General features: G+C 35.0%; 17 protein-coding genes. 5 read left to right on the forward strand and 12 right to left on the reverse strand.

The genetic code is table 11. The annotated features are described in order from the left end of the window. Positions 1–117: 117 nt before the first annotated feature. The 3 genes from J3D55_RS02310 to J3D55_RS02320 all read right to left on the reverse strand — a co-directional run bounded on the left by J3D55_RS02310 (position 118) and on the right by J3D55_RS02320 (position 2757). Positions 118–783, reverse strand: a complete 666-nt coding sequence (locus tag J3D55_RS02310) for a response regulator (RefSeq protein ID WP_259127683.1) — start codon at positions 781–783, stop codon at positions 118–120. Positions 784–789: 6 nt separating this feature from the next. Further along, positions 790–2451 (reverse strand): tetratricopeptide repeat-containing sensor histidine kinase, encoded by a 1662-nt coding sequence (locus tag J3D55_RS02315; protein WP_259127685.1) that lies wholly within the window; start codon positions 2449–2451, stop codon positions 790–792. Positions 2452–2523: 72 nt separating this feature from the next. After that, entirely contained in the window at positions 2524–2757 is a 234-nt protein-coding gene (locus J3D55_RS02320) for a hypothetical protein (protein WP_259127686.1), read from the reverse strand. 378 nt (positions 2758–3135) lie between these two features. On the opposite strand from J3D55_RS02320, the gene J3D55_RS02325 reads away from it, so the two are divergent. The 3 genes from J3D55_RS02325 (at position 3136) to J3D55_RS02335 (ending at position 5855) form a co-directional block, all read left to right on the forward strand. Continuing rightward, a complete protein-coding gene (locus J3D55_RS02325; protein WP_259127688.1) occupies positions 3136–3987 on the forward strand; it encodes a hypothetical protein in 852 nt (283 codons plus the stop codon). A 76-nt stretch (positions 3988–4063) separates the two neighbouring features. Beyond that, positions 4064–5107: a metallophosphoesterase family protein gene (locus J3D55_RS02330; protein ID WP_259127689.1), complete on the forward strand. Its 1044-nt coding sequence runs from the start codon at positions 4064–4066 to the stop codon at positions 5105–5107. A 4-nt stretch (positions 5108–5111) separates the two neighbouring features. After that, on the forward strand, positions 5112–5855 hold the full coding sequence (locus J3D55_RS02335) for a hypothetical protein (protein WP_259127690.1): 744 nt from the start codon (positions 5112–5114) through the stop codon (positions 5853–5855). A gap of 234 nt (positions 5856–6089) precedes the next feature. Here the strand turns inward: J3D55_RS02335 and J3D55_RS02340 are convergent, their stop codons facing one another. Then, positions 6090–7157, reverse strand: coding sequence for a phosphatidylinositol-specific phospholipase C1-like protein (locus J3D55_RS02340; protein ID WP_259127691.1), 1068 nt, complete (start codon positions 7155–7157; stop codon positions 6090–6092). Between the two features lie 326 nt (positions 7158–7483). Here J3D55_RS02340 and J3D55_RS02345 point away from each other — a divergent pair, with 326 nt between their 5' ends. Then, the gene (locus J3D55_RS02345; protein WP_259127692.1) at positions 7484–10528 is read left to right on the forward strand and encodes a SusC/RagA family TonB-linked outer membrane protein; all 3045 of its coding nucleotides are present in this window, start codon (positions 7484–7486) and stop codon (positions 10526–10528) included. A gap of 18 nt (positions 10529–10546) precedes the next feature. Next, positions 10547–12313: a RagB/SusD family nutrient uptake outer membrane protein gene (locus J3D55_RS02350; RefSeq protein WP_259127693.1), complete on the forward strand. Its 1767-nt coding sequence runs from the start codon at positions 10547–10549 to the stop codon at positions 12311–12313. 207 nt (positions 12314–12520) lie between these two features. Here the strand turns inward: J3D55_RS02350 and msrA are convergent, their stop codons facing one another. The 8 genes from msrA to J3D55_RS02390 all read right to left on the reverse strand — a co-directional run bounded on the left by msrA (position 12521) and on the right by J3D55_RS02390 (position 21262). Further along, a complete protein-coding gene (msrA, locus tag J3D55_RS02355) occupies positions 12521–13075 on the reverse strand; it encodes a peptide-methionine (S)-S-oxide reductase MsrA (protein WP_259127694.1) in 555 nt (184 codons plus the stop codon). 823 nt (positions 13076–13898) lie between these two features. Then, complete coding sequence (locus tag J3D55_RS02360; protein WP_259127695.1) at positions 13899–14348, reverse strand: transposase; 450 nt, start codon at positions 14346–14348, stop codon at positions 13899–13901. A gap of 10 nt (positions 14349–14358) precedes the next feature. Next, positions 14359–14934: an IS110 family transposase gene (locus J3D55_RS02365; protein WP_259127696.1), complete on the reverse strand. Its 576-nt coding sequence runs from the start codon at positions 14932–14934 to the stop codon at positions 14359–14361. A gap of 371 nt (positions 14935–15305) precedes the next feature. Then, positions 15306–16274: an ROK family protein gene (locus J3D55_RS02370; RefSeq protein WP_259127698.1), complete on the reverse strand. Its 969-nt coding sequence runs from the start codon at positions 16272–16274 to the stop codon at positions 15306–15308. An 87-nt stretch (positions 16275–16361) separates the two neighbouring features. Further along, on the reverse strand, positions 16362–17573 hold the full coding sequence (locus J3D55_RS02375) for a PepSY-associated TM helix domain-containing protein (RefSeq protein ID WP_259127699.1): 1212 nt from the start codon (positions 17571–17573) through the stop codon (positions 16362–16364). A gap of 374 nt (positions 17574–17947) precedes the next feature. After that, the gene (locus tag J3D55_RS02380; RefSeq protein ID WP_259127701.1) at positions 17948–19789 is read right to left on the reverse strand and encodes a TonB-dependent receptor; all 1842 of its coding nucleotides are present in this window, start codon (positions 19787–19789) and stop codon (positions 17948–17950) included. Then, on the reverse strand, positions 19758–20066 hold the full coding sequence (locus tag J3D55_RS02385; protein ID WP_259127703.1) for a hypothetical protein: 309 nt from the start codon (positions 20064–20066) through the stop codon (positions 19758–19760). Before J3D55_RS02385 ends, J3D55_RS02380 begins: the two co-directional genes overlap by 32 nt. Then, positions 20063–21262 carry a PepSY-associated TM helix domain-containing protein gene (locus J3D55_RS02390; protein ID WP_259127704.1) on the reverse strand — a complete coding sequence of 400 codons (1200 nt, stop codon included), beginning with the start codon at positions 21260–21262 and terminating at the stop codon, positions 20063–20065. Before J3D55_RS02390 ends, J3D55_RS02385 begins: the two co-directional genes overlap by 4 nt. Positions 21263–21279 lie beyond the last annotated feature (17 nt).

Raw genomic sequence — 21279 nt, forward strand, 5'->3', positions numbered from 1 at the left:
TCCAAAAGTATAACCCTTTAAAATCCAATCCTTACGGGAATCCGTAAAACCGGCAAAAAACAAGAAAACCTTTCATTTTTTGAAAGGTTTCTATTAAATAGGCTTGAAAAATTTGTTTTAAATAATTCCGATGTCTTTGCAAAAGGCGACCAATTGCTCGTTGCTTGTGACTTCGAGGTCTTCTTTTAAGCTGTTTAGTTTTTTCTCAACACTGCTTAAACTGTAAGGTTTTATATCTTTTTCCTGAAGATGAGTAGGAATATTTTTCTGTAAAATTCCTTTAGAAAGAAGAGAAACCAACGTAATATCGTATGCCGAAAACTCATAACTGTTGAATTTTTTCACATCCTGTTTCATATCAAGAGACAAATAATTTTCGTCGATATAAACCGATGCGATGGATTTTTTCAACTCTTTAGAATCATTTCTAGCTTTTCGTACATAACCGTTAATTTCATATTCCTTGAAAAGCGAATCTATAACTCCGGATTTGTGTTCGGCAGAAAAAACAATCACTTTTAAAGAAGGCTGAATTTCTTTTACTTTCTGAATCAATTCTCTACCGTCTTTAATTTCCTGCTCCCGATGGTCTTCTTCATAGTAAAGATCGGTAATCAGAAGGTCGTAAGGTTCGTTTTCACGGATTGATTTCTGAATTTTTGCCAATGCATCATCACAATAATACACATAATCAACATTCGGAATGTTGAGATCCTCCAATGTTTTCTGTACAGACAAATTGATGCTTTCGTGGTCTTCTGCGATTAAAATTTTTTTGAACATTCTTTTTTAGTTTTTAAGAACAGGAAATGAAATATTGATCTTCAATCCCTTTTCAATTTTGGTGTCAAAAATAATTTCTCCGTTGATAGTTTCTATACGGGAAACCGTAGAAGATAGGCCATTCTTATAAATTACATCTCCGGAAATTCCGATCCCGTTGTCGGTGTAAAAGATTTTGATGAGGTTATTCTCTCTTTCAAATCTGAAAACTACGCGATCTGCCTGGCTGTGTTTTTTCATATTGACAAGCAATTCCCGAACGATTTGATACACTTCTTCCTGAGTAGATTCCTTTGTGTTTTTCCAGATACCTTTTTCGTTTCCGGCGATATAAGTATTCACGGTTTCATTTTTAAAAGAACCGACTAATTCTGATATTTTTTCGCTAAAATCTTTCTCATCATTTTTAGGATCTGTTTTTTCGTAGGAAATATCTCTCGATTTTTCGTAAACAAATTCGAGTTCGTCCAGCGCTTCATTTTTATCAAAATGTTCCTGATTTTCAATCTTCGTCATCACCTGATAAATCCCATTAGCAACCACATCATGAACTTTTTTCGATATTTTGAGTTGCGTGTTTTTGACTTCGAGCTCTTTTTCTTGTTGAAGGCGTTTTCTTCTTTTTTTGTACCAGAAGAATGCAATAATTAATAGTAATGATAAGATTATTAAAACGACATTTCGATATAAAATATTAATTTTATTTTCAGTGTCTTGAAGTTTTAGATTTTGATTTTCAGTGTTTTTTTGATCTACATCATACCTTACAACTGCAAATTGATTTTTTGTTTTAGTTCTTAATATCTGTAAACTATCATTTAATACTTGAAATTGTCTGAAATAACTTAAATAATTTTTATTATCTAAATTGACTATTTTTTGTAAGGCTTGTAACTGATCCTCTTTACTATTATTTTTAGTTGATATTTTCAACATTTTTTTTGCATAATCAAGAGACTTTGCCTTGTCTTTGTCAAAAAAATAATCAGATAATGTCGCATAACTTGAATTTTGAGCAAAAGCGTCATTTTGTTCTTGCCTAATTTTTAAAGCTTCAAAAAATTCTGGAAGAGGATTATAGTTTTTATTTTCATAATATTTTGCTTTTGCTAGATTATTTAATGCTCTTGCATAATTGATCTTAGTTTTTGTTTGAAGAGCTATTTCGAAGTTTTGTTGTGCTTGTCTATATTTTCCTAAAGTCGTTAAGACGTCACCAAAATTATTATGATAAAGATATTTGCTTTCGGGATCATTTACATACTTCAGTGCTTCTTTGTAAAATTTTACAGAATTATCAAACTCATACAAATAAGATGAACAAATTCCCATACTATTGTAATTTGAAGCCAATGAAAATCTAATTATACTGTCTTCCAATTTTCTAAGAAACTTATTTGCTTCAAGGGAAGTTTCAATACTTCCATAATAATCACCACGGTCATGCTGAATAATAGCCATATTTACTAATGAACGACCAACTCCGGAAGAGTCTTTAATGTCTAAATATGAATTCTTTGCTAGATTAAAATAATAAAAAGCGGAATCATTGTCGATTTTCTTTGCTTTTTTATAATAAATATTGGCAATACTTTGATCTTGATTATTTGTTTTTTTGCTGCAAGACCAAAAGAATATTATAAAAATAAGTAAAAAATAGTTTTTCATAGGTTTTGTTAGTTTTTGAACTACAAAGTAAATAAAAAAGAGCAGATTTAAATGATCTGCTCTTATAATTAATTATGGTTGTGTAAACGGAGGAGGGTTTTGTCCTGTATTACCCCCTGTGCTTCCGCCGTTCCCCGGCCCCCCTGTTCCGTCACCTGGGTCAGTTCCCGTTCCCGGATCAGTTCCGCCACCTGGATTTGTAAGTTGAGTGGTTGGTTGTCCGTTATTATCGTGATTACATGATGATGTATTTGCATTATTATGTCCGAATGCCATTCCCAATAGCATCAATATTAATTGTAACATTGTTTAAAAATTTTAAGATTTTGAAATATTTTTCTTCCTCTCATGATTTTCTCATGAGCAGTACACGTTTAAAATTTCGAAGCGCTTCTTAAATTTTTTGGGAAGTGAACCTTCAAAAACGGAAGAGAAACATCTGCTTCCCAACCCGGAGTTTTCTTCCGTTTTATCTGGTGTTTTTGAAATCAGTTTTGTAAATTTGTTTTTGTAATGTTTTGTTTATCACTGATTTTCTGAAGCAAAGATGCGACAAGAAGTGACGCATGTGTTAGACAAAACATGGACATCAATAGACAGAAAATGGACAGGAATTCGTTACGGAAACCCGTAATGCGACACGGTAGAAAATCTTCTATTTTGTAATACCCTTAAAAACTAATTATGTCCAAAAGAAAACTACTGATTCATGAGGTATTTGAACAAGCTAAAAGAGAGTCACAAAAAGACACAAAAAGTGGTTTAGCTTTTTATCTTTGGGGAAGGCTTGAAGATAATCATGACTTTAAAATTTCGGAAAAAACTCTTATCAGATATTATGAGGCTTTTATAGAAAATAATAGCGATGTTAATATTGAACCATATAAGCTGGATAAACTAAGTCAATATATCGGATATGATGATTTTAAAGACTTTAATTACACATATGAAAAGAAAATTGAAGGGGAAGGAGAAAATACTACGTCAGTTAAATTTCTTTTAGATGGAGAAGAAGTATCTGTACCAGAAAAGATTTTTAATATTATTATTAAAATAACGAACAACCCGAATTTTAATGTTCCTGATTTCATGAAGAAAAACGGATTAGGTGTATTAGAATTTGTTTTTGTTGCACTCCTTGTTACTGGAGGTGTTGTATTTTCAAATCCTATCGATAAAAATAACAGAAATACATTTGGTTTTATGAATTCAAAATTTGATACTGAAAAAAGCTATATGTATTGGAATGGGGAAGAATACATTGGTACGGATAGCAGTTATATAAGTCCTGAATTTAAAGTTGTTGCAATGGACAAACAACAACATAAATATTTGAGAAGGATAACAAGAAAAGACACGATGACTGTTGATAATTCCCTTGGAAAAACGTGGTATTCAAAATATAACGGAGAGGTAGAATTTTTTACAAACGACGGGATAGATCCGGATAATGGTAGAGAATTAAAGAAGTCGACTTCGTTTATGATTGAAAAATATGCAGGAAAAAATATAGACTCAATCCAAGTCGCAGAATAATATTCCTTCACAATTATTTAAAATCCAGTTAAAACAATTCACGTAATATTCCTTTAATTTCGTTTTATTTTATAAGATGAATAAAGGAATATTCTCATTTTTACTTTTTACGTTTTCTATATTTTCGGCTCAGCAGAAACCTATACAGATCGCTTTTCTTTCGGATGTGCATTTTCAGGATTTGTTTGGAAGCTTTTCGGATAACGATTTTAAAGGAATTATCAATCCTAAAACAGGGAAACCAACGATTCTGAGAACGATGGATTCTCAGTTGCATTCCACCAGAATTTTTAATGAAAACTATTTTGCTTTCCTAAAAGCATTGGACGATATTGCGAAAAAAGGAATCAAAATTGTCGCGATGCCCGGAGATTTTTCGGATGACGGACAAGCATACAACATCCGCGGATTAAACAAAATTTTAGATCAATATCACAAAAATTACGGGATTGATTTTTATATTACGACAGGAAATCATGATCCGGTTGGTCCGTTTCGGCAGGATGCCGGAAAAGATGATTTTCTCGGACAGGACGGACATCCACTGGGAATTTACAGCACAGAAAATATCGGAAAAATCAGCAAGAAAATCATTACAAAAGACATCTCAGAATCCGGATATCTGGAAATTTTAGAGGAATTGAAAGACTTCGGTTTTTATCCTAAAAAAGAAAATCTATTTTGGAGCACGCCTTTTGATTCCGGTTCTTTTAAAAATTATTCCTATGAAAAAGCTTTGCAAAACGCCGATTATTCCAAGAGAATGTATGAAGTTGAAAAAGGTTTTTCTGTTCCGGATTTAAGTTATGTTGTCGAACCTGTGAAAGGAATTTGGATGATTGCGATCGACGGAAATACCTACATTCCGAAAAATATAAATGAAAATCCCAAAAATGCTTCAAATTATAAAGGCGCAAGTATCGGTTACAACAATGTTTTGAAGAATAAAAAACATTTGATCGAATGGGTAAGAAAAATTATGCAGGAAGCAAAAACCAACGGAAAAACAGTCATTGCCTTCACTCATTATCCGATGATCGATTTTAATGATGGAGCGACAGGTGAAATTAAAAATCTGTTGGGTGAAAAAAAATGGCAGTTAGAGCGAGTTTCCGGATGAAGAAGTGGCAAAAGCCTTTGCTGAAGCTGGTTTACAGGTTCATTTTGCGGGACATATGCACATCAATGACACAGGAATTCGAAAATTTGGAGATAAAATGTTGGTGAATGTTCAGGTTCCTTCGTTGGCGGCTTATCTTCCTGCGTACAAAATTCTCACAATTAAATCTTCTGGAAAGCTGGAAGTGCAAACGGAAGTTTTAAATGATGTTCCCAATTTTGATGAATTATTTCCACTCTACGAAAAAGAATATGAAGCCTTAAAAAAAGACAGCAGCAAAACCCGTTGGAATAAAGATATTTTACAGTCGAAATCGTATCATGATTTTATGTTGTTTCATCTAAAAGAACTGGTTCGTTTGAGAATGATTCCCGATGATTGGCCGAAAGATTTCGTCGAAAAAGCTGAAAAGTTGAATGGAGAAGACCTGTTGTTATTAATTCAAGATAAAGATCAGTTAAAGCAGAAAAAAATCAACTCTGAAATCTTCAGAAAATGGAATTTCGAAGATGTTTTACTTGACTTATATAAATTTCAATCTGCCGATGAATTAGCAAAAAAAGACATTCCGAAAGAGAGATTGCAGCAATATCAAACGTTGGAAAAACTATATCAGGAGAATCAATCAAAGGATTTATTTATTGTGAAACTGAAATCTGTATTTAAAATACTTTCTTTGCTTTCAAACGGCGATCCTGCAGATCATTTCGAAATAGATTTGAAGAAGCAGGAGATAAGACGACTGTGATTTTTTCTTTCCCACGGATCTCACAGATTTACACAGATGTTTGCGTTCAATTTCTTTGTGTTTATTTGTGAAAAACATTAGCTTCATTCGTGTTTAAAAGAGATCTGCGCAATCCGCCAAATCAGCGAGAAACAAAAAAATCTGTGTAAATCTGCGGGAGAGTAAACAAAAAACAGAAAAGACCATCAAAAATCTGACAGCCTTTTCCTAGTAAATCTAATCGTAAAAAATGTTCTATTTTCCGTTCACCGGATTTTTTCTTTCGTAAGTATTATTGTCAAAACTAATTTTATAGTTTGACTTAAAAAGTTTGCTCGGCTGATAATAATCCGTTGTAATAATCTGCGCTCCGCTTTCCTTTGCCTTTTCAAATCTCGAATAATCCTCCTTTCTTGCTTCCATTGTATCGGCATCCGCTCTTGTTCTGATAATATAGCCCTGTTTCACCAATTCTGCAATTTTCGGACTCGGATCATTCATCAGCATAACGGCAGATTCAGGCGTTCCCGGACTTGAATTTGTGAAAACCATTCTCCCTTTCAAAGAAGGATGATCTTTCATATAAATGTCACGGTTTTCGCTGTTGTTATCCAGAACAAAAAGAAATTTTCCCTTTGCATCTTTCACTTTCGGCCAGTTTTTATTTAAAACAGCTTCGTTTAATGTGTTGTAAGAGCCACGAATATCATCCGGAGTAATGATTTTATTTTTCCCTAAATATTTTTTCAGTTCATTATCCAGATCATCGAAAAGTTTTGAAGTATAATGTTCCGGTTCTGTTCCGAATTTATTGGCTTTTCCGTCTTTTGGCTCAAGCGTAATGAAAACTGGATCGTGATCAGGATGTGCATCAGACCATTTTTTCAGGTCTTTCAAACAATCTTCCAACGTATAATACCAAGTCTGATAATCAATATCCGTAATATGAATCATTTTATAACCCGGTTTTTTCATTTTTCCTTCCGGATCGAAAGGCTGCGTTGTTTTTACCAGATCTAAAATTTTTGGATGAGCATATTTTCCACCTTTGCTGTCTGCATACACATCAATTTCAAGATTTCTCAATCCCATATCCAATTGTTGTGGAATAGGAATGTGTTCATATTGAATTCTCGGAAGAAAATTCAGGGTATCTTTTTTAGATAAATAACTGTAAACTTCCGGAAGGATCGCCTTTTTATAAGAATTGTGCGAACCAATTACCTGAATTTCATTGATTTTTAAATCATTTAAATTTTGAGACTGTGCCCAGAATAGGTTTAATGAAGATAAATATAAACCTAGGAAAACTGCCTTTTTCATTACTTCAATTTTTGTAATGGCGAAATTAACGAGTCTTGATTCTTGAAAGTTTATATATTATGTTAAGTGTTTTTTAAGATTGTGTGAATGAAGAAAATTATAGTTTCATAACTCATTGATAATTAATGATATTTTATTTTCTCATTTTGGGATATTTATGTTTTATTGACTTTAAGATAATATTATGTTAAAGTGATTTCGTGGTATATCCTTTTACTTTGTATGCCGAAAAATGAAACGAAAGGTGAGAAAAAATACCGCCGTTGCGGGAACAACAGCGGATTTTTATTAAGCAGGCAACGTTTATAATTACTTTACTTAATGATATGTACCACAAAATTAATTTTTTTAAGTTTAAAAAACTAATTCCGATCGCATTGATTTTTTTGGTCGCAAACCAAGCTCATGCAGAAGGATTTACAAAAACGCATTCTGTTTTTTCGCAGGTGAATGAAACGATCACCGGAAATGTAACAGATCAGGAGGGTTCTACAGTTGAAGGGGCGAAAGTCACTGTTGTGGAAACCGGCGCTACAACCACTACCGATGCTTCAGGAAATTTCAGTATTTCAGCAAATATCGGGCAGACATTATCCATTTCTTACGAAGGATATGGAGTACAGATGGTGAAAATTTCAAGTACTTCGGTTTCTATTAATTTAAAATCTAAAAAAGAAGCAACTTCTATTGAAGAGGTAACTTTGGTGGGTTATGGATCTCAGAAAAAATCAGATTTAACGGGAGCTGTAAGCCAATTGAAAGCAGAGAATTTCAAGGAAGGAATGAATATTTCCGTTGATAATTTGATGCAGGGAAAAATCGCAGGTGTTCGTATCGTTCAGTCGAGCGGTGAACCGGGAGCGGGAGTGAATGTTTCGATTAGAGGTATTGGTTCTATCAGAAGCGGAAGTACCCCTTTATTCGTTGTAGACGGTGTCCCTTTGAGTAATGATGCAGTAAGCGCACAAAGCCCGAATGTTGGTCTTGGAAACACATCGGCAAAAAATCCGTTAAACTTTTTAAATACAAGTGACATTGAGTCCATCACTGTTTTGAAAGACGCTTCTGCGGCTGCGATTTATGGAGCGAGAGGTTCAAACGGTGTTGTCTTGGTAACGACAAAAAGAGGTAAAAAAGGCGAGCCGATGTTTACGTATGATACGTATTTAGGTTTTTCTTCTGTGATTAAAAAATTAGATTTATTGACTGCCAATGAATACAGATCAGCGGGAATAGATAAAGCGTATGATCACGGCGGAAATACAGACTGGCAAGACGAAATCTACAGAAATGCAGTGTCATCCAATCATTCGGTTTCATTCTCAAAAGCTACGGAAACAGGGAATTATTTTGCATCAATTTCTCACATGGATCAGGATGGTATCGTGTTGAACAGTAGTTTTAAAAGAACAACAGCTCGTTTGAATGCAGAAGAATCTTTTTTCGATAACAAAAGATTAAAAGTTAAAGTAAATCTTACGGCGAGTGACATTAAAGAAACAGGAATTCCGAATGGCGGAAATGCAGGATCGGACGGACAGTTGATTATCCACGCTTTGATGGCGAATCCTACCCGTTCTGTATATGATGAAAACGGAAACTATACCAACTTCAATATGAACGCTCATTACAATCCTTTGTATTTATTGAGTGTTTATACTGATAAAACCAATACATTCAGAGTGTTGGGGAATACAGAAGCGACGTTGAGGATTTTACCGGGATTAAATTATAAATTCAATTTGGGGATCGATAAAACAATGTCGGAAAGAAATACGACCATGTATCCGAATGTTACCGACAGAACGCCAAAAGGAATGTATGTTCAGGCAAATCTGGATTCTTATAATGTGCTTTTGGAACATTATTTAACGTATGATTTTAGCTTAAACAAGCATAATTTTAGTGCGTTGGGAGGTTTCTCTTATCAGAAATTCAAATCTACAGGAACTTATTTTGGACTAACAGATATTGCCGCTCAAGGAGCGGGAATTGCTCCGGAAATTAACCCTGGGTATTCAGGAAAAGCATTTGTTCCGGCAGCAGGTTATGCTCAGGAAAACGAATTGCAGTCGTATTTCGGAAGAGTAAATTACAATTTTGATAAAAAATATTTATTAACGGCTTCATTAAGAGCAGACGGTTCTACACGTTTCGGTAAGAACAATAAATACGGGTATTTCCCTTCTGTTGCCGTAGGTTGGACGATCTCTAATGAAAATTTCCTGAAAGGCTCTTCAATCATTAATGAATTAAAATTAAGAGGAAGTTGGGGACAAACCGGAAACCAGGAAGTTCCGAACAAAATTACACAGGCGAGCTCTTCATTGACGCAGGCTGCAGGATATTATTTATATGATAATTTAAACCTTATCAACGGAGTTTCGATCAACAGAACGGTAAATCCTGATCTGAAATGGGAAGTTGTAGAGCAAACCAATATTGGTGCAGATTTTAGTTTATTCAGAAATAAATTGTACGGATCATTAGAATATTACCACAAAACAACGAAAGATCCTATCTTGAATATTCCTTCAAGCCCTTTAAGTCCTACAAGTACAGTCTGGAGAAATGTGGATGCACAGATCGTGAATAAAGGTTTTGAATTCTCTTTAGGTTCAGAAATTATTAAAAACGAAAATTTCACTTGGAATCTTGATGTGAATGGAGCAACGGTAAACAATGTTGTTAAAGATCTTCCTGTTTCTGCAGTTTATTCAGGAGAAGTTTCAGGACCCGGACTTTCAGGAGTTACCGCGAATATCTACAAAAACGGTTACGAAGCCGGATCTTTCTATATGTACAATTATTTGGGAGTTGATGCCAACGGAAAATACATCTATGAAGATATAAATAGTGACGGAAGAATCGATCAGAATGACAGAAAAATTTTCGAAGGTGCTATTCCTAATTTCACTTTCGGAGTTAATTCTTACATGAAGTACAAGCAGTTTGATTTCTCATTCTCTTTCATCGGACAAACGGGAGGTTATTTGGTTAATAATACAGCATTAGATTTAAATATCAATAACTTGGCTTCAGACAGAAACGTGTTGAAAAACTTCTACGATTCAGGAGCAAGTTTTACCAACCAGCCTCAATTATCTTCTTTATATCTTGAAAAATCAGACTTTCTTCGTCTGAATAACGTAAGATTAGGATATACTTTCGATATGAAACAATTAAAATTCCTGAGAAGTATCAATTTGTATGTAAGTGCACAGAATTTATTTACAATTACAAGTTATACAGGGTATGATCCGCTTGTTGATACCAACAAACAAGTTGGAGGTAACCAGTCTTTGGGAATTGATTACACGACGTATCCGTCTGCGAAAACTTTCATTTTGGGAGCAACTGTTAAATTTTAATTTAAGTTAAAAGAAATCATGAAATCTAAATTTTTTAATATTAATAAAATCGTTTTATCCATTGCCGTATTGTCTTTAGTAGGATGTACAAATCTGGATGAAAAAGTGATCGATGAGGTTTTAGGTTCTGAAATTGCAGATCCTGAAGCGGCTTTGGCTGCAGCTTACAGCCAGCTTGGTGAAGGAACGTATGTAGACCATGGAAGTGTTTTTGCTCTACAGGAATATTCTACCGACGAAGCAATCTTGCCAACAAGAGGAAGCGACTGGGGAGATGGTGGAAAATGGAGAGCGATGCACGAATTTTCTTGGGATGCCAACAGTGATGTTGTAAAAACAACTTGGAATCAACTGAATTTCGGGATTACAAAATCTTTAACGGCAATATCAAGCGCCAACAAAAGTACCGGAACCAATAAAGCATTATTTTTAGCAGAAGCGAAAGGATTATTGGCTTATTATACCTATACAACAATCGATTTGTTTGGACAGGCGCCATACAGAGATCCGAACAATATCAATGCTCCGATCGAAATCAGAAAAGCGGAAACGACAATTGATGCTTTAATTACTGAAGTGGAAGGACTTATTCCAAATCTTGCTGAAATTAAAACTCAGAATACCCATGCGGGAAGATTCACAAAGCAGGCTGCTTATGCGCTGTTGGCAGATATGTATCTGAACAGGGCGGTTTTGAAGAATAGAACAGCGAGTAATTTTAATTTTCTGGAACAAGCTGTAAATGGAGGAGGAACGGATATGGATAAAGTGATTATGTATTCTGATTTGTTGATTAATAATGCAAACTTCAGTTTAGAATCAAATTATTTCCACAATTTTGATATCAATAATGATACGAGTAAGGAAATGATCTTTACAATCGTTCAGAAGAAGATTTCTGGCTCAGACAAAGGTTCGGATAATGACTTGGCATATATGTCAATGGAAAGAATCCAGAAACCTTCTCCTGACAACAGAGGAACAAACGCAAATTGTATCACTCCGGAATTCTATTATTCTTGGGATGGAAATCATAATGACCCTCGTTTTCAGAGAACGTATCAATATGCTGATGGAACATGGTTCAGAAATGACGGAACAGACGTAAGCGTACCATCGACAAGTAAAGTCGAAGGAACGGGAAAACCATGGTTTCATTTTAACAGAGGATTGCAGGTTGGTCAGCAATATGGTCCAAAAATTCTTTCGAACGGAGACTTTGATATGACTTCAGACGGGAGAATTAAGGTGTATAAATTATTTACAGAAAAAAATACGACACTTGCAGCGGATTTTACGCCTGAATTAAATTTTGATAACCCTTCAGAAGCCGTATTTACTCAAGCTCAAATCAACAGAGGAGTAAGAAACTTCAAATTCGAGTTCGACCCAAGTTTAGGAAACAACGGAACAAGCGGAATGGATGTTCCATTGTACAGATTAGGAACAATCTACATAATGAGAGCGGAAGCGTATTTCAGAAGCGGAAACGTGTCTGGAGCTTTGGCTGATATTAATAAATTGAGAACGAGCAGAACGAACGATGCTTTAAAAGGAAATACTCCTGGTGCTACGCTTACTTCTTTGGACGCAAATACATTATTGAGAGAGTCAGGATTTGAATTGTATTGGGAAATGTACAGAAGAAAAGCGATGATAAGATTCGGTAAGTTTGATCTTCCGGGAACTGCAAAACCAGCTTCTCAACCTTACAGACGAATTTTCCCGATTCCTCAGGCAACGCTTGATGCATCAAAAGATTTTACACAAAATCCGGGATACTAATTTTTTCTTCATTTAAAACGATTATTTTTTATAAACAAAAAGCGAAGAGGTTTTTATCTTCGCTTTTGTTATTTTATGATTTATATTATTCTATCTCCATCCAGTTTGTCATTCCGCAGGAATCTAAGCTCATTTTATAGAGATCGAATTATAAAAATTTATAAATCAAACCGGGTTTTAGTCAAAACTTAAAGAAGATTTAAAATCTTATTCCTCATTCAACATTCCCAATTCACCGAAATGTTTTTTAAACTTCTGAATTTTCGGACCAACAACAGCGCTGCAATAAGGCTGTGTCGGGTTTTCATTGTAATATCCTTGATGGTACTGTTCTGCAGCCCAGAATTTCTCGAATTTCGTTACTTCTGTGACATATGTTCCTGCCCATCTTCCTGATTCCTGAGATGCTTTGATCGCCTCTTCAGCTTTGGCCTTTTCAGCATCGTCTTTATAGTAAATCACAGAACGGTATTGCGTTCCGATATCATTTCCCTGTCTGTTTAATTGGGTTGGATCGTGAAGGAAAAAGAAAACATCCATCAATTGCTCATAAGAAATAATTGCCGGATCATAAGTGATCTGTACCACTTCTGCATGACCGGTTTCTCCGCCACAAACCTCTTCGTAAGTCGGATTATCTTTATGACCACCGGAATATCCTGAAATGGCAGATTTTACACCTTTTAGCATGTTGAAACAGCTTTCCACACACCAGAAACATCCGCCTCCGAAAGTGATCTGTTCTAAATTATTGTTATCCATTTTAAGTTGATTATTGTATTTAAATAGTTTCTCTTTTAAAAATTAATTTAACGCAGAAAAAACTAATCAAAAATAGGAAAAACTTTTTCAATTTATGCTTTATCAAACCTCCTAAACGCAAATTACAATAATAGATGAGACAAATTATTTTAAACACGAATTGTACAAATATTTTACACGAATAAACACGAACCATGTAGGCGAAATTCAATTTAAAATTAAAATCAACAGTGTTTTTGTCATTCAGGAGGAATCTGAATTTTATTATTAAAATCCTTCGACTGCTTTGCGCTCAGGATGACAACTTAGAAAATAAAAAGGTTGATAAATCTGCGTAATCTGCAAAATCAGCGAGATAATTTTTTAACGCAAAGATTTTATTTTAATACAATGAATATTTTAGAGAGCAAAGATGAATCAACAAGTTGATTTGAAGAAGCGAATGTTCAAGCTTCGCGTAGCAAATTTATTTGCCTTTGTAAGCCTTACAATCAGAAGTTAAAAGATTTAAATCTTTGCGTTTAAAATAAAACACAAAAGCCACAAATATGTTCACTAATAAACGCAAATATAAAGCGCAAACATCTGTGAAAATTCGTGAAATCCGTGGGACAAAATTTTAGGGAGCAAAGATGAATCAACAAGTTGATTTGAAAAAGCGGATGTTCAAGTTTTGCGCAGCAAATTTATTTGCCTTTGTAAGCCTTAAAATCAGAAGTTAAAAGATTTAAATCTTTGCGTTTAAAATAAAACACAAAAGGTACTGTGTTCATTTCCAAATATTTTCAGATATTTGTATAAACTATTTAAGGAGAATATTTATTCATCCTGTGTAGGCAGGCGCAACCCTGTCTATTTTTTTATTTTCTATATAATTAGGATCAAATTCCATATTGCTTTTCCAAAGTTTATAAATTAAAATGAGCAACTTTCTTGCGACTGCTATTACTGCTATTTTTTTCACAGGTTTTCTGTCTTTTAGATTGTTATAAAACTCTTTCATTAACGGATTGAATCTGGTTGCACATAAAGCGGGCATATATAAAGAATGGCGGATAAAACTGTTTCCCTTTTTAGATATTCTTGTCTTCCCTTCCTTATTCCCAGACTGATTGTGCTGAATATCTAAACCTGCATAACTTGCCAGTTGTCTTCCATTTGTTATTAACGCAAAGGCATTGGTTTCTGCAATAATACATATTGTTGTAATAAAACTTACTCCCGGAATACTGCATATTTTTTTAACTTTATCAGAAAACTCTGTATCAGACATTACTAAAAGCCTAAGTTTCCGACTCGATCTCCGATACCTGTACTTCTAATAAGGAAACCTGTGTTTTTAACCTTTTTTGAGTGGAGACAGGGCAGTCATGACTGTGATGTTTTGCATGAAGCTGATTCTTAGCCTGATTGATTTTAGCTTTTACTTCACGGTATTCACGGCTTAAAAATTTTAAATCACGCATAATTTTAGTAGGCATATTCCAGGTTCTTAATTTCCTTTCCAATCCTAACCTGCATAAAACCTCTGAATCCTTTTGATCTGTCTTGGTTTTCACATTAAGACTGCGGGAATAATGCTTCACCATATTGGGTAATAGCACAGATAATTTACAATGATGCTCATTTAAAAAATAAGCCAAATGCTCATAATAAACGCCCGTGGCTTCCATTACATAAAATACTTCTCTTGAGGCATTCTGTTCATCCGACCACTGCAATAATTCTTTATATCCACAATAGTCATTTTTAAATCTTTTACTCTTCCCAAATTTTTGATTTTGAAAGCTGTCTGAAGTTCCAAAACAACAGTCTAGATAATCTTTTGAAATATCAATACCGATACATTGCTTTTCCATGATGTTTAATTTTAAGTGAAAAAACTGCAGTTTCTTGTAATCTTTTCTCGCATTTATACGGAATGTAAAAACTTCCTAAGTACTGTTCAGATTTTAAAGAAACTTAGAGACAGAGAATCTTTCTTTTTCCGGTATATTAATAAAAATTACCTCTCACAAAATATTTCTGCTGCCTCTTAGTTTTATTATTTAAAGTAACTTATATTTATAAATACAAACATACGAGCCACAAATATATTCACAAATAAACACAAATATAAATAAAGCGCAAACATCTGTGAAAATTTGTGAAATCTGTGGGACAAAGAATTAACAAAAACAAAAAAGCACCCTAAAAAAGGATGCTCAATATCATTTAAGAAAGCTTTCAGTTATTTTTCCCAAACCAAAGCACTTGCGCCAAGAATAGCTGCATCCGCTTCGTCCAGTTCACTGAAAACCAATTTCACTTTATTTCTGAAAATCGGAAGAAGATTTCTTTCCATATGAAGTTTTGCAGGCTTTAAAATAAAATCTCCTGCTTTGATAACTCCACCAAATAAAAGAATAGCTTCCGGAGAAGAAAACATGACAAAATTCGCCAATGCTTCCCCTAATTTCTGTCCTGTATATCGGAATACTTCAATAGCAATAAGATCGCCTTTTAAAGCACATTCATGAACCGTTTTAGAATTAATTTCCTCTTCAGGAAACTGATTCAGCATAGATTCCGGGAATTCTGCTCTCATTTTTTTTGCTGTGATCGCGATTCCTGTTGCAGAAGCGTAAGCTTCCAAACTTCCTTCAGAACCTGTGCTCCAGTGTTTTCTTCCGCCCGGTTTTACGATCGTGTGTCCCAATTCTCCTGCAAATCCGTCATGTCCGTAGATTAATTTTCCGCTGGATACGATTCCGCTTCCTACACCTGTTCCCAGAGTAATCATGATGAAATCTTTCATTCCGCGAGCTGCCCCGAAAAGCATTTCACCAAAAGCTGCTGCATTAGCATCATTGGTCATGGTTGCAGGAAGACCGAATTTTTCAGTCATCAATTTTCCAAAAGGAATTACGCCTTTCCAAGGTAAGTTCGGAGCCTGTTCGATGGTTCCTGTATAGTAATTGCCATTAGGAGCACCGATCCCGATTCCGTCGAAGGTCCTCTCTTTGCTGTGTCTTTCTATCAATGGATTGATATTTTCGTACAAAGCATCAATATATTCCTCCACCGTTTCGTAGGCATCTGTACGCAGATGTCCTTTTTCAATAACTTCACCTCGGTGGTTTACAACTCCAAATTTCGTATTCGTTCCGCCTATGTCAATACCAAGGGCAACGTTTTTTGATAAATCGATTAATGACATTTTCTATTCTTATAATTCTAAAAGGTTAAAATTATAAAAAAGATTGTATTCTGAGACGATTAACCAAATATTTATTTGAAAAAAATATTATATTATTTTTACGGTTTTCTTTTTTCTTCTTCCCCACCAAATCATAAAGCCAGTCACTGGTAATGAGGCACATATCAAGCTTACGATGAATGCGATGATCTTCGTAGGAAGTCCCAAAATCGATCCTACATGGATATCATAATTGGCTCCGACCGTTTTTTCGCCGAAATTTTTGTCTTTCATGTCGTGAGTATGAAGCAATTCGCCTGAGTTTTCATCAAAGATCAAACTGCTGCTTTTGTGGTAAGAATAGGATAAATGTTTCACATAAACTTCGAAATTCGGATGTTCGTGATCATCCATATGTTCATGTCCTAGATCGATCGAGAAACCGAAAGAATCCGGATATTTAGCTTTAACCGTATTGCTGATTTTATCTAAAGTTCCTTCTGTTCTTAATTCAATCGGAGCTTTTGTTTTAATGGACGAAAAATCAGGATAAGCTGTTTTCCCGCCTGAAAAGATAAAATAAAATGCTGCCTGAACTAGAAAGAACGCATAGAAAAGTCCTGTTAATGAAAAAACTAATGCAAAAATAGAAGCGTAAAAACCTAAGACATTGTGAAGGTCATAATTCTTTCTCTTCCAGTTTTTTACATTCTGCCATTTGAAAGAGAAACGTTGCTTTCTTGCTGCTTTATTTTTAGGCCACCAAAGGATAATCCCTGAAATCAGCATAATGACAAAAATAATCACCGGAATTCCTACCACATAAGTTCCCCATTCCTGTTTTAAAAGATAACTCCAATGGATCATTTTTACGATTTGGAAGAAGCCGTTTTTTTCATCATACATTCTTAAAACTTTTCCGTTGTAAGGGTTGACGTACGCTGCTTTATAGATAGGGAATTCATCAAAATAATTCCAGCCTTTCGGGTTGTGTTCGTACCAGTAAAAGAGATAAGACATCTTTTTATCAATCGGGATATTCACCCAATGAACGGGATATTTTTCTTTCACCTGTTCCACCACAGCTTTCTCCAAAACGCGGATCGGAAGAACCTGTTTCTGCTCGATATTCTGCTCGTTGTGATAAATGACGTCTTTTCGGGTAATGTTTTCAATTTCATCCTTAAAAACATACAAAGCTCCTGTAATGGAGATAATAAAGATCAGAAATCCAATACCCAGACCGAACCACAGATGCAGTTTTCCTGTCCATTTTTTGAATGCGCTTGGTTTTTTCTTGTGATTATGTTTTTTCTTCATATTTTTCTTAAGTTCGACAAAGATAGGTCTTTTGATTTTTATTTAGAATGTTTATAAATTGTCTGGATTTGAGAGTTAAAACTTCCTTTAAACGCAAGTTGAGACAAAGTTTTTCTTCTAAATTTATTTTACACAGTTTGTCTTCCCGTAGGGATCTAGGCTCGAATCTTTCCATACTATTTGCTAATACTATGCTTAGATCCCTACGGATGACAATATTGTGTATATTTTACAATGTTTAAATTGATTCCTGTGAACTAGCCTCGATTGCAACGACATCCTTTTTCTGAAATGGCTTTGAAAAAAAGCGCTGGCGAAAAAGATATAGTGGAAAGCGGGAAAAAGCTTCAAATAAAAATCTAAACAGGCTTTAATTAAAATTTATATTCAACCATAAATGTTCCTCTCATTCCCAAAGAATTGGTAAAATCGGCGTCTCTTGCTCCCCACCAAGCGATTGCAGGTTGATACATTTTGTTGAAAACGTTTTCAACACCTAGAGAAACCTTCCAGCTTTTGTTAACGTCATAGCTTGATTTAAAGTTGAAAACCGTGTAATCCGGAACTTCTCCTTCACCGTAAACATATAATCCGGTTTTTGCATTGGGATCGAACCTGTCTTGTCCGAAAGCGTGAAGCATATCAAGACCGACAGATAATTTCTGGGTAGGTCTCACCTGAACATACGCCAATACTTTTGGAGCAGAAATTCTGCTGTTGTTGATCTTTGTTGAATAATCTCCATCGTCTTTCGGAGAAGTGATTCCTTCCATCCAGCTGTAGCTTCCTCCGAAGTTGATCCAGTTTGCGGGAGTGAAGTGTAAAAATCCTTCGACACCATAAACCACTTCCGGCGCTCTTTGAATCGTCAACGCTCTGTCCGGACTTTGAATGAAAGTTGCTCCCAATTTTGAAGTGCTTACATAAGAAGTGACTTCATAATTCAGCCATTTTGTAATGTTTCCTGTTGCTCCCAATTCGTAATTATTAACGATAATGGGTTTTGTTTCAAGATTATTGATCGTATCGGAAGTTGAGGTTCTCAAAATCCTTCCCAATTCATTGATCGAGTAAGCTTGAGAAAAGCTTCCGAAAATATTGATCATCGGATTGATGTTGTAACGAACTCCAAGATTCGCAACCAAAGCGTTGTATTCTAGATTTCCGCCAGTCACGAAAATACTTTTTGTAAATGTTCCGTCTGATTTTACAGTAGAAAGGGTGTTGAAATCGCCGACTTTCACCTTCATATTTTCATATCGAAGACCTCCTTTGATGGTTATTTTCTTTAATAAATCAATTTTAACCAAAGCAAAAGGAGCAATGTTGGTCATGTTCATATCGGGAGTCCAGTAACGACCGTCTTCCAACTTTTGAACAGTTTGATCGTTTAAAATATCAACTCCGTAAATAACTTCCGCCTGAGAATTTTTCGCAGTCCAAAGTTGAGTGTCGAAATTGGCTCTTGCTCCGTATTTTTTAGAAATTACATTCGACTGACCTCCGTTTAAGAAAGTATCGCTGTATCCGTAAACGGTTCGGAAATCCTGCATGTAAAGATTTACATTCAATGAAGTGCCTTTCCAGATATTTTTGTTGTCGTAACTTACTTTTACGTTATGGTTTCTTGGAGTTCCTTGTGGCGTGGTTTCCAAATTAAGACCTCTTCCTTCTCCGATTGTTGGAGTAATGCCGTATTTTCCTGTTTTTAAACCTAAATCCAAATCAGATCTTGAAGCATATCCAATATAAGAAGCTTCAATTCTTTGATTGTCATTGATGTTGTAGCCTAATTTCAACATTCCGTTGTAGTTATCCATTTTTGCAGGACTGTACGTCGGACTTAAATTTACGCCATCTGCATCTTTCATATAACCCGTTCTTTCGTAAGCGAATGACGCAACGTAATCGAACTTTTTAGCAAAATTTCCTGAAAGCAACTGGCTTACTCTGAAACCTAACGTTCCGCCATAAGGCTGTCCCGTAATGCCAACCTGAGAAATTCCCGAGATCTTTTTATCGGAATTGTTTTTTCTCGTAATATAATTAATGATTCCTCCGTCTGCACCGTTTCCGTAGATGGATGAAGCGCCTTTAATAACCTCAATTCTTTCAATAACAGAAGGGTCGATAGATCTTAAATCTCTCGCTCCGTTTCGAAGGGGAGTAGACTGTGGAACTCCATCAATTAAGACCAAAACCTGACGTCCTCTCAACGTTTGCCCGGTGTTGGAAGTCTGCCCAGAAACTTGTTGCCAAACTCGGAACCGTATATTGTAAAATGCTTGTAATATCAGAATTCACCGTCAATTGTGACTGAATCAGTTTTTGACCGACAATCGTTACAGAACTTGGTATTTCCTTGATGCTTTCTCTTTTTCTTGACGCCGTCATGACAACTTCGTCTACATCTTTTACCTGTAAAGAATCTTTTTGCTGTGCAAATGTGGTGATGGTAGCTAATGTGGCTACAGATAGTATTATTTTCTTCATTTTTTAATTCCTTTTTTCTTCTTCCCCAGCCATACCAAAAATCCTGTTACGGGCAATGATGCACAGACTAAACCTGTGATGAACCAGATGATTTTTCCAACGATACCGAAATACGATCCTGTATGAATATCATAATTCGCATTGGCGTATTTTTCTGCGTTATTGAGCTTCTGATGAGGTTTATTTGAGAGTAATTTTCCTGAGTATTTATCAAAAGCAAGCTGATTTCTGATGGCAAATTTTCCGTCTTCACCATAGACCGAAACCGGAATGTTTTTAAGATCTTTTCCTTTTTTATTTTTTCCGTTTAGCGGAATTCTGAAACTTGATGAGGTTGAATATAATTTTCTTGTTTCCTGAGCGGTAAGATCCAGAATCGCATTGTTTTTTGCTAATAATGAATCCGGAGATTTAATTTCTTTTTCTTTTGGAAGCTCAAGAGAACCCGATAATGTGAAATTGAAAGCATTTTTTACCCACGGATAAGCAAAATAAAGTCCTGATAAGCTTAAGATTATAGCAACAAATGAAGCATAGAATCCTAAAATATTGTGGAGATCATAGTTTTTGCGTTTCCATGTTTTTACGTTTTTCCAGTCGAATGAAAAACGTCCTTTTCTCATTTTTTTGTTTTTCGGCCACCAAAGAATAATTCCTGTAATCAGCATAATGATAAATAAAACCCCCGGAATTCCCACCACATATTTTCCCCAATCGGAATTCAATAATAAACTCCAGTGAATGGCTTTTAAAATAGGGAAGAGGTCATACTTCTCATTGTAAATTCCAAGAATCTGACCTGTGTATTGATTAACGTAAATAAGTTTATTGACTTTAACCTCATCGAAATAATTCCACGCTTTTTTATCTTTTTCGTAATAGATAAATTCGTAAGATTTGTTTTTATCTAAAGAAATCTCAACCGCAGTGATCGGATATTTTTCATTGACTTCCAACGAAACTTTTTCCTTCAAAACTTCAATAGAAAGCGGCTGTTGCGAAATCGTTTCAGCTTTTACATAAACGACATCTTTTCGTAAAACACCCTGAATCTCATCCTTGAAAATATACATCGTTCCCGTTAAAGCAACAATAAAGACAATAATCCCAACAGATAAACCAAACCACAAATGCAGTTTGGCAGACCATTTCTTGGTGAAAGAAGGTTTCTTTTTATGGTGATGCTTCTTTTTCATAGTAAAAAGCTAACCTT

The organism is Chryseobacterium ginsenosidimutans (assembly GCF_024807225.1).
GTDB classification, from domain to species: Bacteria; Bacteroidota; Bacteroidia; order Flavobacteriales; family Weeksellaceae; genus Chryseobacterium; species Chryseobacterium ginsenosidimutans.